This window comes from [Actinomadura] parvosata subsp. kistnae, from assembly GCF_900323885.1.
In the GTDB taxonomy this organism is placed as follows: Bacteria; Actinomycetota; Actinomycetes; order Streptosporangiales; family Streptosporangiaceae; genus Nonomuraea; species Nonomuraea composti.
The window spans coordinates 131,749-147,028 of record NZ_OOHJ01000015.1 but is presented as its reverse complement, the minus strand read 5'-3'; the positions used below and the strand labels follow the sequence as shown (position 1 = coordinate 147,028).

At 72.0% G+C, this 15,280-nt stretch carries 12 protein-coding genes; 5 read left to right on the top strand and 7 right to left on the bottom strand.

Going from position 1 to position 15,280, the window contains the following annotated elements; all coding sequences use genetic code 11:
* The first annotated feature begins 8 nt into the window (after positions 1-8).
* The gene (gene thrS, locus KIS93_RS15345; protein WP_418114100.1) at positions 9-1,973 is read left to right on the top strand and encodes a threonine--tRNA ligase; all 1,965 of its coding nucleotides are present in this window, start codon (positions 9-11) and stop codon (positions 1,971-1,973) included.
* A gap of 61 nt (positions 1,974-2,034) precedes the next feature.
* Here thrS and KIS93_RS15340 read toward each other — a convergent pair whose 3' ends face one another.
* Positions 2,035-2,238, bottom strand: a complete 204-nt coding sequence (locus KIS93_RS15340) for a TM2 domain-containing protein (RefSeq protein ID WP_080036928.1) — start codon at positions 2,236-2,238, stop codon at positions 2,035-2,037.
* A gap of 191 nt (positions 2,239-2,429) precedes the next feature.
* Complete coding sequence (locus KIS93_RS15335; RefSeq protein WP_080036929.1) at positions 2,430-3,155, bottom strand: PIG-L deacetylase family protein; 726 nt, start codon at positions 3,153-3,155, stop codon at positions 2,430-2,432.
* A 285-nt stretch (positions 3,156-3,440) separates the two neighbouring features.
* On the opposite strand from KIS93_RS15335, the gene KIS93_RS15330 reads away from it, so the two are divergent.
* The 3 genes from KIS93_RS15330 (at position 3,441) to KIS93_RS15320 (ending at position 5,565) form a co-directional block, all read left to right on the top strand.
* Positions 3,441-4,448 carry an RNA polymerase subunit sigma-70 gene (locus tag KIS93_RS15330; protein WP_230465992.1) on the top strand — a complete coding sequence of 336 codons (1,008 nt, stop codon included), beginning with the start codon at positions 3,441-3,443 and terminating at the stop codon, positions 4,446-4,448.
* An 87-nt stretch (positions 4,449-4,535) separates the two neighbouring features.
* Positions 4,536-4,961 (top strand): hypothetical protein, encoded by a 426-nt coding sequence (locus tag KIS93_RS15325; RefSeq protein WP_080036931.1) that lies wholly within the window; start codon positions 4,536-4,538, stop codon positions 4,959-4,961.
* 73 nt (positions 4,962-5,034) lie between these two features.
* On the top strand, positions 5,035-5,565 hold the full coding sequence (locus tag KIS93_RS15320) for an HIT family protein (protein ID WP_230465993.1): 531 nt from the start codon (positions 5,035-5,037) through the stop codon (positions 5,563-5,565).
* Here the strand turns inward: KIS93_RS15320 and KIS93_RS15315 are convergent.
* Both KIS93_RS15315 and KIS93_RS15310 read right to left on the bottom strand, forming a co-directional pair.
* Positions 5,521-7,620, bottom strand: a complete 2,100-nt coding sequence (locus KIS93_RS15315) for a hypothetical protein (RefSeq protein WP_230465994.1) — start codon at positions 7,618-7,620, stop codon at positions 5,521-5,523. The genes KIS93_RS15320 and KIS93_RS15315 overlap by 45 nt on opposite strands.
* 143 nt (positions 7,621-7,763) lie before the next feature.
* Positions 7,764-8,666 carry a branched-chain amino acid transaminase gene (locus tag KIS93_RS15310; RefSeq protein ID WP_230465995.1) on the bottom strand — a complete coding sequence of 301 codons (903 nt, stop codon included), beginning with the start codon at positions 8,664-8,666 and terminating at the stop codon, positions 7,764-7,766.
* 89 nt (positions 8,667-8,755) lie between these two features.
* Between KIS93_RS15310 and KIS93_RS15305 the strand changes: the two genes are divergently transcribed.
* Entirely contained in the window at positions 8,756-10,087 is a 1,332-nt protein-coding gene (locus tag KIS93_RS15305) for an aminotransferase-like domain-containing protein (protein ID WP_080036935.1), read from the top strand.
* Between the two features lie 34 nt (positions 10,088-10,121).
* On the opposite strand, the gene KIS93_RS15300 is transcribed toward KIS93_RS15305, so the two are convergent.
* From KIS93_RS15300 to KIS93_RS15290, 3 genes are all read right to left on the bottom strand, one after another.
* The gene (locus KIS93_RS15300; protein ID WP_186404245.1) at positions 10,122-11,276 is read right to left on the bottom strand and encodes an outer membrane protein assembly factor BamB family protein; all 1,155 of its coding nucleotides are present in this window, start codon (positions 11,274-11,276) and stop codon (positions 10,122-10,124) included.
* A gap of 66 nt (positions 11,277-11,342) precedes the next feature.
* Positions 11,343-12,890 carry a glycoside hydrolase family 10-like protein gene (locus KIS93_RS15295; RefSeq protein ID WP_080036937.1) on the bottom strand — a complete coding sequence of 516 codons (1,548 nt, stop codon included), beginning with the start codon at positions 12,888-12,890 and terminating at the stop codon, positions 11,343-11,345.
* A gap of 132 nt (positions 12,891-13,022) precedes the next feature.
* A complete protein-coding gene (locus tag KIS93_RS15290; RefSeq protein WP_080036938.1) occupies positions 13,023-15,161 on the bottom strand; it encodes an elongation factor G-like protein EF-G2 in 2,139 nt (712 codons plus the stop codon).
* Positions 15,162-15,280 lie beyond the last annotated feature (119 nt).

The window sequence follows — 15,280 nt, the reverse complement described above, 5'->3', positions numbered from 1 at the left end:
GAGTCACCGTGTCAGCCGAGCTACGCATCACCCTCGCCGGAGCCGAGCGTGTGGTCGCGGCCGGCACGACGGCCGGTGAGGCGCTGGAGGCCGACGGCCGCACCGTCATCGCCGCCAAGGTCAACGGCGAGGCCCGCGACCTGGCCCATCCGCTGGCCGACGGCGACGCCGTCGAGCCCATCGAGATCTCCAGCGAGGAGGGCCGGGCGATCGTGCGGCACTCCACCGCGCACGTCATGGCGCAGGCGGTGCAGGAGCTGTTCCCCGAGGCCAAGCTGGGCATCGGGCCGCCCGTCGAGAACGGCTTCTACTACGACTTCGACGTGCCGCAGGCGTTCAACCCCGACGACCTCAAGCGCATCGAGAAGCGCATGCGCGAGATCGTCAAGCAGGGGCAGCTCTTCTCCCGCCGGCCGGTCGGCGACGACGAGGCGCGGGCGGAGCTGGCGGCGGAGCCGTACAAACTGGAGCTGATCGGGCTCAAGGGCGGCGCCGCCGACGAGGAGTCCGTCGAGGTGGGGGCCGGGCAGCTCACCATCTACGACAACCTCGACCCCAAGAGCGGCGAGCTGTGCTGGAAGGACCTGTGCCGGGGCCCGCACGTGCCCTCCACCCGGTCCATCCCGGCGTTCAAGCTCATGCGCTCCGGCGGCGCCTACTGGCGCGGCAGCGAGAAGAACCCGCAGCTCCAGCGCATCTACGGCACCGCGTGGGAGTCCCGCGACAAGCAGGACGAATACCTCAAGCTGCTCGAAGAGGCCGAGAAGCGCGACCACCGCAAGCTGGGCGCCGAGCTCGACCTGTTCAGCTTCCCGCCGGAGCTGGGCAGCGGCCTGCCGATCTTCCATCCCAAGGGCGGGATCATCCGCAAGGAGATGGAAGACTACATGCGCAGGCGGCAGGCGGAGGCGGGCTACGAGTTCGTCAACACGCCGCACCTGACCAAGAGCTCGCTGTTCGAGACCTCCGGCCACCTGCCGTGGTACGCCGACGACATGTTCCCCGCCTTCGAGCTGGAGGGCATCGAGTACCGCGTCAAGCCGATGAACTGCCCGATGCACAACCTCATCTACCGGTCGCGCGGGCGCTCCTACCGTGAGCTGCCGCTGCGGCTGTGCGAGTTCGGCTCGGTCTACCGCTACGAGAAGTCCGGCGTGGTGCACGGGCTGACCCGCGTGCGCGGCATGACGCAGGACGACGCGCACATCTACACCACCCGCGAGCAGATGGCCGACGAGATCAAGTCGCTGCTGCGGTTCGTGCTCAGCGTGCTGCGCGACTTCGGCCTCGAGGACTTCTACCTGGAGCTGTCCACCCGCGACGACTCCGAGAAGTTCATCGGCGACCCGGCCGAGTGGGAGGAGGCCACCGAGGCGCTGCGCCAGGTGGCCACCGAGTCCGGCCTGACGCTCAAGGACGACCCGGGCGGCGCCGCCTTCTACGGCCCCAAGATCTCGGTGCAGGCCAAAGACGCCATCGGGCGCACCTGGCAGCTGTCCACCATCCAGCTCGACCTCAACCAGCCCAAGCGCTTCGGCCTCGAGTACCAGGCGGCCGACGGCTCCCGGCAGACCCCGGTCATGATCCACCGGGCGCTGTTCGGCTCCGTCGAGCGTTTCCTCGGCGTGCTCACCGAGCACTACGCGGGCGCCTTCCCGCCCTGGCTGGCCCCGGTGCAGGTGGTGGGCATCCCGATCGCCGAGGCCCACGTGCCCTACCTGCAAGACGTGGCCAAGCGGCTGCGGGCCGCCGGCATCCGCGTCGAGGTCGACGCGGCCGACGACCGCATGCAGAAGAAGATCCGCAACGCGCAGAAGGCCAAGGTGCCCTTCATGCTGCTGGCCGGTGACGACGACATCGCCAACGGCGCGGTGTCCTTCCGTTACCGCAACGGCGAGCAGAAGAACGGCGTGCCCGTGGAGGAGGCGATCGGCGAGATCGTCAGCGCCGTGGAGCGGCGCGTCCAGGTCTGACCGGCTCCAGCGAGCGGGAGCGGGCCGTGCCGGATGGCACGGCCCGCTCCCGTTTCGCCGCTCACTTGGCCAGCGGCTGACCCTGCTTGTCGGTGAAGTTGCCGATGAGGATCATGATGAAGTCGATGAGCACCCAGACGCCGAGGCCGCCGAGCGTGACGAGCTGGAGGATGCCCGTCCCGATCTTGCCGACGTAGAAGCGGTGCACGCCGAGGGCGCCGAGGAAGAAGCACAGTAAGACGGCGACGATCCACGATTTCTGCATGGGAAATGCCTTTCGCGTGAGGGGTGGGCCGGGCGCGTGTCTCCGACGCGCCCGACCGGCTTCTGCGGGAAGGATCAACCGCAGGGGACGAAACCCTAGCAAGCTCCTCAGGCTCGGCGCGGCCGCTTTTTGGAGATGCGTCTAATATCCATGAAAAAGGGGATACTTCCGTTGTATCCGCTTTGTGGAAATCAGCGGCTGAACAGGCGGAACGTCACCGCGGGACGGCCGCCGAAGCGGGCCGCCTGATCCCTCGCGATGCCCTCGACGAAGGTGCGGACGTACGTCTCCGGGTCCTCGTCGGTCAGGGCCTCGATGTAGGCGCGGTGCTCCAGGAGCGAGCGCACGCCCCGCTCCAGACCCGTCGTGACGTCCACGGCGTGGGTGGGGGTGTCGGTGCCGGCGACGGCGACGTAGCGGACGCCGTTCCAGGGCTCGGCCTCGATATCCGGAAATATCCATCGATTTCCGGCGTCGGCGACCGCGTCCATCACGGCGCGGCCCACCGCGCGGTGGTCGGGCGTGTTCCAGTGCGTGCCGCCGCCCCACGTGTCCTCGTGGTTGAGCGTGATCACCAGCTCGGGGCGGTGCCGGCGGATGGCGGCGGCCATGTCCCTGCGCAGCGCGACGCCGTACTCGATCACGCCGTCCCGGTGGTCGAGGAACTCCACCTCCGTCACCCCGGCCACGGCGGCGCCGGCCCGCTGCTCGCGCTCGCGCACCGGCCCCGCCTCGGCCGGCTCCATCGTGTCGATGCCCGCCTCACCCCGGGTGGCGAGCACGTAGGCGACCTCGCGTCCCGCGGCGGTCCACACGGCCACCGCGGACGCGCAGCCGTACTCCAGGTCGTCCGGGTGGGCGACGATCGCCAGCGCGCGCCGCCAGTCCTCCGGCATGGGCTCCAACTGATCCGTCATGCCCGCCATCCTGGCAGCGGCCACGGCCCGTCCGCCGTCCGGGGCGCACTCTTCACGGCGGGCTTCACAGCGGGCTTCACAGCGGGCTTCACGGCGGGCTTCACGGCGGGCGGGCACTCGTGCGAGGCTTGCGCGGCGGCCCCAAGGGGCGGACGCGGGTCCGGGGGGACAATGCGACGACGGGCGACCGCGCGACGACGGGCGACCGCGCGACGACGGGACGACGGACAGAGCGACGGGGCGACACGGGGCTACGGGAGGCGGCACGTGGGCCAGGGAGGCGACGTGGGCGACGAGAGCGAGGCCGTCACGGCCGTCAGGCACGGCGGGCCGGCCGCGTTCGGGGAGCTGGTCGACGCGTACCGGCACGAGCTGCGGGTGCACTGCTACCGGATGCTGGGCTCCTACACCGACGCCGACGACATGGTGCAGGAGACCATGATGCGGGCCTGGCGGCGGCGGGAGACGTTCGAGGGGCGCTCCACGCTGCGGGCCTGGCTGTACCGCATCGCCACCAACGCGTGCCTGGACCTGCTGTCGGGGCCCGCGCGCTCCCGCGAGATCACGGTGGACGTGCACGGCGCGGCGCGCTCGCCGTTCGCGGAGGTGCCGTGGTTGCAGCCGTACCCGGACCGGCTGCTCGACCTGGCCGCGCCGGGGGAGGGGCGGCCGGAGGCGGTGGCGGTGGAGAGGGAGACGATCGAGCTGGCGTACCTGGCCGCGATCCAGCACCTGCCGCCGCGCCAGCGGGCGGTGCTGATTCTGCGGGACGTGGCCGGATGGTCGGCCGAGGAGACCTCGCAGGCGCTGGAGCTGAGCGTGGCGGCCGTCAAGAGCGCGGTGCAGCGGGCCCGCGCCACGCTGCGCATGCACCTGCCCGCCCGGCGCTCCCAGTGGGGGCCCGCCACGGAGCCGAGCGAGGAGGAGCGGGCGGTGCTGCGCCGCTACATGGAGGCGTCCGTGGCGGGCGACCTGTCGGCCCTGGCCGCGCTGCTGCGCGAGGACGCGCGGCAGACGATGCCGCCGGCGTCGCAGGTGTTCGACGGGCGGGCGGCCATCCTCGACATGTGGCGGCCCGTCATGATCGGCCCGCAGGCGTGGGGGGAGTGGCAGGCGTTGCCGACGCGCGCCAACCGGCAGCCCGCTGTCGCCAACTACGTCCGCCGCCCCGGGCACGACCGCTACACGGCCGTCAACATCGACGTCCTGCGCGTCGAGGACGGCCTGATCGCCGAGATCACCACGTTCGGCCCGGAGCTGCACGCCGCCTTCGGCCTGCCCGCCGAACTCTGAGAAAAAATCCCGCCGCGGACCGATTCCTTTCCGGGAGCCGCGCCGTCATATGGCCGTACACCCGCTCACTGAAGGAAGGAACCCGCCATGACCGAGATCAACGACCCCCAGCTGAAGGCCCTCGACCGGCTCGTCGGCACCTGGAAGGTCACCGGCGGCGCCGCCGGCACCGTCACCTACCGCTGGATGGAGGGCGGCCACTTCCTCATCCAGGACGTGGACCTCACCCAGGACGGCGGCTCGGTCAAGGGCACCGAGTTCATCGGCAGGAAGCGGCCGTTCGGCGCGGAGGAGCCGAGCGAGGACGTGCACTCCTGGTACTTCGACAGCGACGGCAGCACCCTGGCCTACGTGTACGAGGTGGAGGGCGACACGCTGACCATCTGGGCGCACAAGAGAGACTCGGGCGCCTACTACCGGGGCACGTTCAACGCCGACGGGACGAGCGTCACCGGCGCCTGGGTCTACCCCGGAGGCGGCGGCTACGAGTCGAACATGACCCGCGTCGGCTGACCGCCCGGCCGCGGCGCCGGCAAGGGGTGCTCCGGGCCACGCCGGGAGCACCCGGGGTCCTATGCTGCTAGTTATGCACGATCAGGCAGGGGCCGGGTCCCCCGACAACTTCGAACGTCTGTGGACCCCGCATCGCATGGCCTACATCAAGGGCGAGAACAAGCCGACCGGCTCGGGCCCCGGCGACGGCTGCCCGTTCGACGCCATCCCGAAGATGAGCGACGAGGACGGCCTGATCGTGAAACGCGGGGAGACGGTCTACACCGTGCTCAACCTCTACCCGTACAACTCCGGCCATCTGATGGTGGTGCCCTACCGGCACGTGTCCGACTACGACGAGCTCGACGAGGCCGAGGTGGCGGAGCTGGGCGCGTTCACCCAGAAGGCGCTGCGCGCGCTGCGCAAGGCCAGCGGCGCGCAGGGCTTCAACGTCGGCATGAACCTCGGCCACGTCGCCGGCGCCGGCATCGCCGCCCACCTGCACCAGCACGTGGTGCCCCGGTGGGGCGGCGACACCAACTTCATGCCGGTCGTCGCCCGCACCAAGGTGCTGCCGCAGCTACTTCGCGACACCCGCCAGTTGCTCGCCGACGCCTGGAGCTGACTCGCCGTCGCGGCGCAGCGCGCCGATGCCGGTGGCCAGCAGCAGCGGCACGGCCAGCGCCAGTGCCATCGACAGCACGGCCGCGCCGGAGTCGTTGACCAGCATGCCGACGACGCCGCTGACGAGCGTGCCGATCAGCCCGGCCCGCAGCGCGGGGGAGTGCTCGAACGCCGCCGGCACGACCCCGGCCGAGGCCTGCTCGGGACGCAGGATCGCGTACACGAGGAACACCACGGCGGCGATCACGATCGGCATCAGGTTGGGGTTGGCCAGCGTGGAGATCATGGCGAGGAACTTGCGCCAGATGACCTCGACCGCCTCCCCGGTCAGCACCTGCCCGACGAACCGGCCCAGGTGTGACTGCTCGGCGGGCGGCCGCAGGTAGTTGAGCCAGGCGAAGCCCATCACGATCACGCCGCCCGCCACGCAGAACGCGCCCAGCTTCCACAGCGAGACCCGCTTGCCCGACAGGATCAGCGCGGTGACGGCGATGCCCGGCACGAACGCGATCACGCCGCCGAAGTCGCTGCCCATGCCGGACCCGCCCAGCACCATCGCGAACGCCCCGAGTACCACGATCGCCGCGATGCCGATCTTGCCCGGCCAGCGGTGCGCGATCACCGTGGTGGCCAGCAGCGTGCCGGTGGCCAGCAGCGCGAACGGGATGTTGCCCAGGCCGAAGTAGCGGGCGCCCTGCTCGGCGCTGTAGCCCATGAAGCTGTTGAGCTGCAGGGTGGTGCCGGTGAGCAGGTCGCCGACGAGCGTGAGGGCGGTGACCGCGGCGACCACGGCCAGCGGGCCGAGCGGCCGGCGCCGCCACGGCCCGGCCAGCGCCAGCGCGGTGATCGCCGCCCACCAGGCCACCATGCCGCCGAACAGCTCCAGGTGGTTGTCCCAAGGCAGGAGGTTGACCAGGAACGAGGTGACCGGCAGGGCCGCGAGCGCCACCGCCGCGCGGCGCACCCAGGGCAGGCCCTTGCGGCGGCGCAGCAGCAGGAACGCCAGGACGTAGAACAGCACCTGGAAGACCGCCAGGGCCGTGAAGTAGGCGGCCTTGGCCGAGCGCATGGTCTGCGCGGTGGCGTCGGCGCTGCGCAGCCGCTCGACCAGCGCCTCGAACGTGGCGGCCCGCTCGCCCAGCCGCAGCGGCGCGCCCACGACCGTGCTCGGCACCGCCACGCCCAGCTTGTCGAGCACGGTGGCGGTCAGGTCGGTCAGGATGGAGATGTCGTCCCTGCGCGTGGAGGCGGCGCCCAGCACCCGGCCCTCGGCGCCCGGCTCGCGCAGCGCCACCACCCGCAGGTGCGGCACGGAGCCGTGGTCGGCCAGGCCCGCCAGCAGCACGGTGGTGCCGGCGGGCAGCACCGACAGCAGCGCGCCGGCCTTGGTGTCGGCCAGCCGCAGCGCGTCGCGGCGCTCGGCGGCGGGCAGCTTCTCCGGCACCTTGGGCAGCCGGTCGGGCTCGCCCGCCAGGTACGGCTGGACGAGGTCGTCCACGTCCATCGCGACCATCGGGCACTGCTCCAGATCGGCCGTCTTCACCTGGAGCGGCGAGGCGTGGTAGCGCGCCACCGCGCCCTGCTGGTCGGCCAGCGCCAGCGCCGCGCCGGGGCCGATCGCGATCGAGCACCGCCCGGCCGCCTTCAGCGTCTCGCCCAGGGTGCCCGCGGTGCGCTGGCCCGCGACGTCGATGAGGTAGCGGTAGTCGGGGATGACGGCGCCCGCGCCGCGCTGCTCCGGCCGTGGCGGCGCGCCGCACGCGTAGCCGGCCGCCGACCGCGTGCCCGCCGACACGGTGAGCCAGCCGTCGTAGGGGCAGGTCACGTTGCCGACCGTGCGGACCGACAGGGAGCCGATCGCGCTGGACCTGGCCAGGGCCCACAGGTTGGGCGTGTCGGACGGGGTCAGGTCGTTCCAGTGCAGGCCGGGCACCCCGAGCAGCGCCACCCGCCCCTCCGCCCGCGCGGACCCCGCCGAGGCGGGGCCGATGAACAGGGCGTGACCCAGTATCGCCTGACCGACCAGCACGGCCAGCACGACCAGCGCGCGCCTCACTCCGATGACCTCCCGTGATCGCAGCGTTCCTGTGGCACGGCCGAGCGGGGTAGTGCAAGGTCATGCTCCGGCGCCACCAGACGCGACTACCCTCTCATGTGCGGAGGGTGCGGGAAGCCGTCTTTCGCCGCCCGGCGGTGCTCTCAGGCGGCCACCGGGGTGAGCCAGTGCTGGTAACGGTCGTCCCGGCCGTGCACGACGGCGTCGTAGGCGTCGCTCAGCCTGGCCGTCACCGGGCCGGGGCCCTCGCCGAGCTCCCGCCGGTCGACCGACGACACGTGCACGATCCCGGCGGCCGTACCGCACAGGAAGACCTCGTCGGCGGCGTACAGGTCGGAGCGCATCAGCTCGCGCCTGACGGCGGGTAGGCCGAGGTCGGCGGCCAGCCGCTCCACGGTGTCCTGCGTGAGCCCGGCCAGCGCGCCCGCGCTGTCGGGCGGCGTGGCGAGCACCCCGTCGCGGACGACGAACAGGTTCGCCCCCGTGCACTCGCTGACGTAGCCGGCCGCGTTCAGCAGCACGGCCTCGTCGTAGCCGGCGTCGAGCGCTTCCTGCTTGGCCAGCACCGAGTTCAGGTACGGGCCGGTGGCCTTGGCGGCGGTGGGCACGACCGTCTGGTCGTTGCGCCGCCAGGAGCTGGTCATCAGCCGCACGCCGGAGCCGAGCAGCGCGCCCCACTCCCAGGTGGCGATGGACACGCTGGTCGGGCAGCCGCGCGCGGCGATGCCCATCTCGCCGTAGCCGCGGTGCGCGAGGTGGCGGATGTAGCAGGACGGCCGGCCGTTCGCGGCGACCGTGCGCAGCGTCGCCTCGCGCAGCTCCTCCACCGGGTACGGCATCGCCAGCCCGATGATCCTGGCGCTGGCCATGAGCCGCCGCAGGTGGTCGTCGAGCCGGAACACGGCCGGCCCCCGCGCCGTCTCGTACGCCCTGGTGCCCTCGAGGACGGCGGTGCCGTAGTGCAGGGCGTGCGACAGCACGTGCACCCGGGCCTCGCCCCACGGCACGAGCTCGCCGTCCATCCAGATGAACTTGGACTCCTCCACCCGCACTCCTTCCTCCAGTGGCCCGGCTCAGCGACATTAGATTGGGCCAATTGCGCGGTAAGTGGCACAGTATCGGGATAATGGTGGCTATGGGAAGGGAAGACACCCTCGTCACGCTCGTCCGCGACCGCCTGCGCCTCCACCAGGGTCCGCCCAGCCGGCGGCTGGCCGGCGCGCTCGCCGACCTCGCCCAGACGGGCCTCATCAGCCCCGGCACCCGCCTGCCGTCCGAGCGCGACCTGGCCCAGGCGGTCGGGGTCAGCAGGGGGACGGTCGCGGCGGCGTTCAACGCCCTGTGCGAGGAGGGGCTGTGCGAGCGGCGGCACGGCAGCGGCACGTACGTGCTCGGCACGCCCTCGTTCGGCGGCCTCCTCCAGGCGGGGGCCGTCGGCGCGGACCTGTCCACCTCCGTGGTCCCCGACCCCTCGCACCTGGTGCTGCCCCCGATCGACCCGGCCGACCTGCTGCGGGCCCCGAGCGGGCACGGGTACGACGCCATGGGCGACCCCCGGCTGCGGGCCCTGCTGGCGACCGGCACCTCGGGGATCGCCGGCCCCGGGCGGATCCTCGTCACCGCCGGGGCGCAGCAGGGCATCGACCTGGCCGCCCGCGTGCTGCTGCGCGCCGGAGACCGCGTGCTGGTGGGCGATCCGGCCTACGGCGGCGCGCTGAGCGCGTTCCGGCGGGCGGGGGCGCACGCGGTGCCCGTGGACCTGACCGTCCCCGCCGCCGTGGAGGAGGCGATCGCCCGGCACCGGCCCGCCGCCGTGTACGCCTCCTGCGTCGACAACCCGACGGGCACGGTGTCGCCGCTGCGGCACGTCGCCGAGCTGGCCAGGGACGCGGACGTGACCGTGGTGGAGGACCGGACGCTGGCGGACCTGGTGTTCGACGGCGCGCCGCCGCCCGGGCCGCTGGCCCTGGCGCACCCGCACGGCACCGTCACCGTCGGCTCCCTGTCGAAGGTGCTGTGGGGCGGGCTGCGGGTGGGCTGGGTGAGCGCGCCGGAGCCGCTGCTGGCCCGCCTGACCGAGGCCAAGGTGGACGCCGACCTCGCCACCAGCGCCGTCGCCCAGCGGCTCGCCGCCGACCTGCTCGAACGCAACCCCGTCGAGCCATGGCTGGCCGAGCTGGCCCGGCGCAGGGAGCACTGCCTGGCCGCGCTGTCGGCCCACCTGCCCGAGTGGGCGTGGGAGCGGCCGGCGGGCGGCCTGTCGGTGTGGGCGCGGCTGCCCGGCACGGACACCGACCGGTTCGCGGTGGCGGCCCGCGAGCACGGGGTGGCGGTCGCGCCCGGCTCCCTGTTCTCCCCGGACGGCCGCCACCGCGACCGGCTGCGCCTCAGCTTCGCCCTGCCGCCCGACCTCACCGACCAGGCGGTGGCCGCGTTGGGCCGGGCGTGGCGCGCCTGCGAACGCTGAAGCAGCGGCCGGTGCGTTCGCGGAGGCGGGGAGATCAGCCGACCAGCACGTCGTCGCCGACGCCCACGTTGATGCCCGCCAGGCCGCCCCGCAGCCACTCCAGGGTGATGTCGGCCGCGAAGCGGTGGCGGTCGACGACCCGTCCGGTGCGGGCGTCGAGCTTGAGCAGCGTCGTCGCGTCCTCGGCGACGTAGGTGTACGTGCCGTCCGTCAGCACGGCGGAGTCACCGCCCACCCGGTCGCGCCGCCAGGCGACGGCGCCGTCGGCGATCCGGTAGGCGGTCACCCGGCGGTCCGCGACCACGGTCACGAGCTCGGCCGACACCCCCATGTCGGTCCCGTACGGGTTGTCCTTCAGCCCGGCCGACGGGACGCGCCAGAGGAGCCGCCCGTCCGCGGCCCGGCTGACGTTGAGGCCGCCGGATCCGTCCACCCACGCCAGGCGGCCGGCGCCGAGCGCCCGCGCGTGGTACCACTCCCCGCCGTCGAAGCGCCACCGCGGCCGCCCGTCGCCGGCGTCGAGCATGACGTGGGGCGTCGGCCCGGGGCAACGCTGGAAGACCATCACGACCTCGCCCTCGCCGCGGGCGCCGTCGAAGCACGCCGCGGACCCGCGCGGCGGGTACGACCACCGGATCGCCCCCGTGCGGCCGTCCACCGCGTCGATCCGCCCCTCGTGCGCCACCACCACGATCGGGACGGAGCCGTCCGCGGCCAGGGACAGCTCCCAGGCCGCGCCCCACTCCTCGTCGTAGGCCCGGTTGGCCTGGTGGTAGGGCCCGTCGGGCAGGTCGGCCCGCCAGACTACGCGGCCGTCCGGCACGTCGAGCAGGGTGACCCGGCCGTCGCGCCAGACGGCGGCGATGCGGCGATCGTCCACCCGCACGTGCCCCACGCTGTCGTCGCTCCAGGCGTTCTCGTACCGCCAGACCGGGGACCCGTCGGTGACCCGCGCGGCGGCCAGGCCCACGCGCGGGCCGTACCGGGGGACCACCGCCACGTCGCCGAAGACCTCGGCGGCGAAGGGGACCTTGCCGACGACGTCGATGGCCGGCGTTCCCAGCCCGTCCGGGCGCCAGGGCCAGGAGGGTTTCGCGAGCGTGGTGGTGACGTGCTCGCCCGGGAGGCCGACCCAGGCCAGCAGGAGCACGGTCACGACGGCGGAGGACAGAAGGTGGATCAACCGCATGAGATCCAGCATGGCCCGAAAAATGCGGAAAGGCCGGTCGATTCCGACCGGCCTTTCCGCCCGACCTCAGTCCACCTTCACCTTCACGGCCTTGCTCTCGTGGTGCAGGCGGTCGAGCGAGGTGACCAGGTACGTGCCCGCCGACTTCGCCGTGTAGGACGGCTCGCTCACCACGGCCACCAGGTTGCGGGCGTCGGTGGTGTGGCAGTCCTTGCCGGACTTGGGCACCTGGTACACGGCGTAGGACCGGGCGCCTTCCGACGGCTGCCACGACAGCCGGGACCCGTCGGCCTTGGCGCCGCCGGGCGCGGCCGGGGCCGAGCCGCCGAGCGAGTCGTTCAGCGGCAGCAGCGCCGGACGGCTGTAGTAGCTCTTGCTGACGCGGTCCATCGAGCCGAGCGGGTTGGCCATCAGGTTCTTGGCGCTGAAGTAGACGGCGCCGTCGACCTGCTTGCTCGCGCGGTTGACGCCCACCTGCCCGGCCATCTCGCCGGCCTTGAGCCACGCCTTGTCGTCCTTGGCGCCGACCCGGTAGAGGCCCTGGCCGATGTAGAGCTGCACGTCGCTGCCCTTGACCTCGTCGGACCACCAGCGCACCAGCGTGGTGTAGTCGGCCAGCTTGTGGCCGCGCGGCCAGTAGAGCTGCGGCAGGACGTAGTCGACGGTGCCCGCCTTGATCCAGGCGCGGGCGTCGGCGTAGATCGAGTCGTACGCGGACATGCCCGACGTGCTGGAGCCGGTCGGGTCTTGCGCCTTGTTGCGCCAGATGCCGAACGGGCTGATGCCGAACTTGACGTGCTGCTTCGCCGCGTGGACGGCCTTGTCGACCTGCGCGACGAGCTTGTTGACGTTGCCGCGCCGCCACTGGGCCAGCTTCTCGCCCTTGCCGTACTTGCGGAAGGCGGCGGTGTCGTCGAACTTCGCCCCCGCCACCGGGTAGGGGTAGAAGTAGTCGTCGAAGTGCACGCCGTCGACGTCGTAGCGGTCGACGACGTCGGTGATGACCTTGGTCACGTGCTCGCGCACGGCCGGCAGGCCGGGATTGTAGTAGAGGCGGCCGCCGTACTTGACGGTCCAGTCGGGGTGCCGGCGGGCCGGGTGGCCGGCCGGCAGCGCGGCGGTGCTGTCGCCGTAGGAGGCGCGGTAGGGGTTGAACCAGGCGTGAAACTCCATGCCGCGCTTGTGCGCCTCGTCGATGAGGAACGGCAGCGGGTCCCAGCCCGGGTCCTTGCCCGCGGTGCCGGTCAGATACTGCGACCAGGGCTCCAGCGAGCTCTTGTAGAGAGCGTCGGAGGCGGGCCTGACCTGGACGAACACCGCGTTGAGATTCCGCTTCGCGGCGCTGTCGAGGATCTTGACGTAGTCGGCCTTCTGCCTGTCGGCGCTCTGCCCCGCCTTGGTGGGCCAGTCGATGTTCTGGGTCGTGGCGATCCACACCCCGCGCAGCTCACGCTTGGGGTAGCGGGCATCGGCCTTGCAGGCCGCGGCGGGGGGCGCGGCGACGGTCGTCTTCTTCTCGCTCGCTGCGGGGCTCTCGGGGCCGAAGACGTAGGCGGCCGTCGTGGTGGCGACGGCCAGAGCGGCAGCGGCCAGGAGTGGGCGTCCAGTTCGCATAGTGCCACCCAGTGTGACACCCGCTCCGGCATGCTCGGGACGAGAAACCGAAATCAAGTCGCAACACTTTTGTTATATATGCGTACAAGTGGGCCGGGAGGGACGAATCCCTCCCGGCTCTTCCACGGGGCCTCAATCCTCGGCCGCCACCTTGCTCGCGAGGTTCGGCGGGAGCGGCTCGTAGCGCAGGAACGTCCTGGTGAACGTGCCCGTGCCGTGTGACATGGACCGCAGGTCGATCGCGTACCGCGTGATCTCCAGCTCCGGCACCTCGGCCTTGACCAGGGTGCGGCCCGTGCCGACCGGCTCGGTGCCCAGCACCCGCCCGCGCCGCGACGACAGGTCGGACATCACCGACCCGACGTAGTCGTCGGCCACCAGCACCGACAGCTCGTCCACGGGCTCCAGCAGCAGGGTCGGGACCTTCGAGGCCGCCTCCTTGAGCGCGAGCTGCCCCGCGATCTGGAAGGCCATGTCGGAGGAGTCGACGGAGTGCGCCTTGCCGTCGTACAGGGTGACCCGCACGTCCACCATCGGATAGCCGGCGACGACGCCCCGCTCCATCTGGGCCCGCACGCCCTTCTCCACCGACGGGATGAACTGCCGCGGCACCACGCCGCCCACGATCTTGTCCACGAACTCGAACCCGCCGCCGGACGGCAGCGGCTCGACCTCCAGGTGGCAGATGGCGTACTGGCCGTGGCCGCCGGTCTGCTTGACGTTGCGGCCCATCGCCTGGCACTTGCCGCCGAACGTCTCGCGCAGCGGCACCCGCAGCTCGATCCGCTCGACCTCCACGCCGTGCCGCTTGGCCAGGCGGTCGAGGAGCACGTCGGTGTGCGCCTCGCCCATGCACCACAGGACGAGCTGACGGGTCTCGGCGTTGTTCTCCAGCCGCAGCGTCGGGTCCTCGGCCACGAGCCGGCCGAGCGCCTGCGACAGTTTGTCCTCGTCGGCCTTGGACTTGGCCCTGATCGCCACGGGCAGCAGCGGGTCGGGCATCGTCCACGACGTCATCAGCAGCGGGCGCTCCACCTCCGACAGCGTGTCGCCGGTCTCGGCGCGCGACAGCTTGGCCACCGCCACGATGTCGCCCGCGGAGCCCTTGGCGATGTTGCGCTGCTGCTTGCCCAGCGGGCAGGTCAGCGTGCCGATGCGCTCGTCCACGTCGTGGTCCTCATGCCCGCGCTCGGCCAGGCCGTGCCCCGAGACGTGCACGGTCATGTCGGGGCGCAGGGTGCCGGAGAAGACGCGGACGAGGCTGATGCGGCCCACGTACGGGTCGCTGGTGGTCTTGACGACCTCGGCCACGAGCGGCCCTTCCGGATCGCACGTGATGCCCTTGACCGGCTTGCCGGACAGGTCGGTGATCTCGGGCATGGGATGTTCGAGCGGGGACGGGAAGCCCTGCGTGATCAGCTCCAGCAGCTCCTGCGCGCCCACCCCGAGACCGCTGCACAGCACCGGGTAGAAGCTGCCGCGCGCGACGGCCTTCTCCAGGTCGTCGATGAGCACCTTCGTGTCGATCGGCTCGCCCTCGAGGTAGCGCTCCATGAGCGACTCGTCCTCGCTCTCCTGGATGATGCCCTCGATCAGCGTGCCGCGGTGCTCCTCGATCTGCGCCTCGTACTCGGCGCCCGGATCCTTCTCCGTGCGCGCGCCCGTGGCGTAGTTGTAGAACTTCTGCGTCAGCAGCCCGATCAGCCCGTTCACGTGACCGTTGGTGATCACCGGGAGATAGAGCGGCGCGACGCCGTCGCCGAAGACGTCCTGGCAGGTGGCGAGCACCTCGTCGAAGTCCGCCCGCTGATGGTCGATCTTGGTGATCACGACCGCGCGCGGCATGCCGACCTGCGCGCACTCCTCCCAGAGCATCCGCGTCAGGCCGTCCACCCCGTCGGAGGCCGACACCACGAACAGCGCCGCGTCCGCCGCGCGCAGCCCCGCGCGCAGGTCGCCCACGAAGTCGGCGTAGCCGGGGGTGTCGAGAAGGTTGATCTTGATGCCGTTGTGCACGAGTGGCGCGACGGCGAGGTTGACCGAGCGTTGCTGCCGGACCTCCACCTCGTCGAAGTCGCTGACCGTGTTGCCGTCCTCCACCCGTCCCGGGCGCTGAATGGTGCCCGTCGCGGCAAGCAGCTGCTCGACGAGGGTCGTCTTACCCGCTCCCGAGTGGCCGACAAGCACGACATTGCGTATCGCATCCGCCCTGTCGGCCGCGGGTGCCCTGCCCGCGGCTCCTACGGCGCCACCAGAGTTTCTTTCCGCCACATCGGCCTCCCGCGTCGTCGGTTGTCGTTCGACGCCGCGCCCGCGCGGAGGGTGCTGTCAACCGCATGGACGCGGTGTGTTCACCAAATACCCGTGTGGCGGATATCACAAGGGGGGCG

Excerpts from the sequence above, each read along its gene's own strand:
- KIS93_RS15305 (WP_080036935.1), top strand. The coding sequence starts at position 8,756 with ATGGGAAGGGAAGACACCCTCGTCACGCTCGTCCGCGACCGCCTGCGC.
- KIS93_RS15320 (WP_230465993.1), top strand. The coding sequence starts at position 5,035 with ATGCACGATCAGGCAGGGGCCGGGTCCCCCGACAACTTCGAACGTCTG.
- KIS93_RS15340 (WP_080036928.1), bottom strand. The coding sequence starts at position 2,238 with ATGCAGAAATCGTGGATCGTCGCCGTCTTACTGTGCTTCTTCCTCGGC.
- KIS93_RS15300 (WP_186404245.1), bottom strand. The coding sequence starts at position 11,276 with ATGCGGTTGATCCACCTTCTGTCCTCCGCCGTCGTGACCGTGCTCCTG.
- KIS93_RS15295 (WP_080036937.1), bottom strand. The coding sequence starts at position 12,890 with ATGCGAACTGGACGCCCACTCCTGGCCGCTGCCGCTCTGGCCGTCGCC.
- KIS93_RS15325 (WP_080036931.1), top strand. The coding sequence starts at position 4,536 with ATGACCGAGATCAACGACCCCCAGCTGAAGGCCCTCGACCGGCTCGTC.
- KIS93_RS15335 (WP_080036929.1), bottom strand. The coding sequence starts at position 3,155 with ATGACGGATCAGTTGGAGCCCATGCCGGAGGACTGGCGGCGCGCGCTG.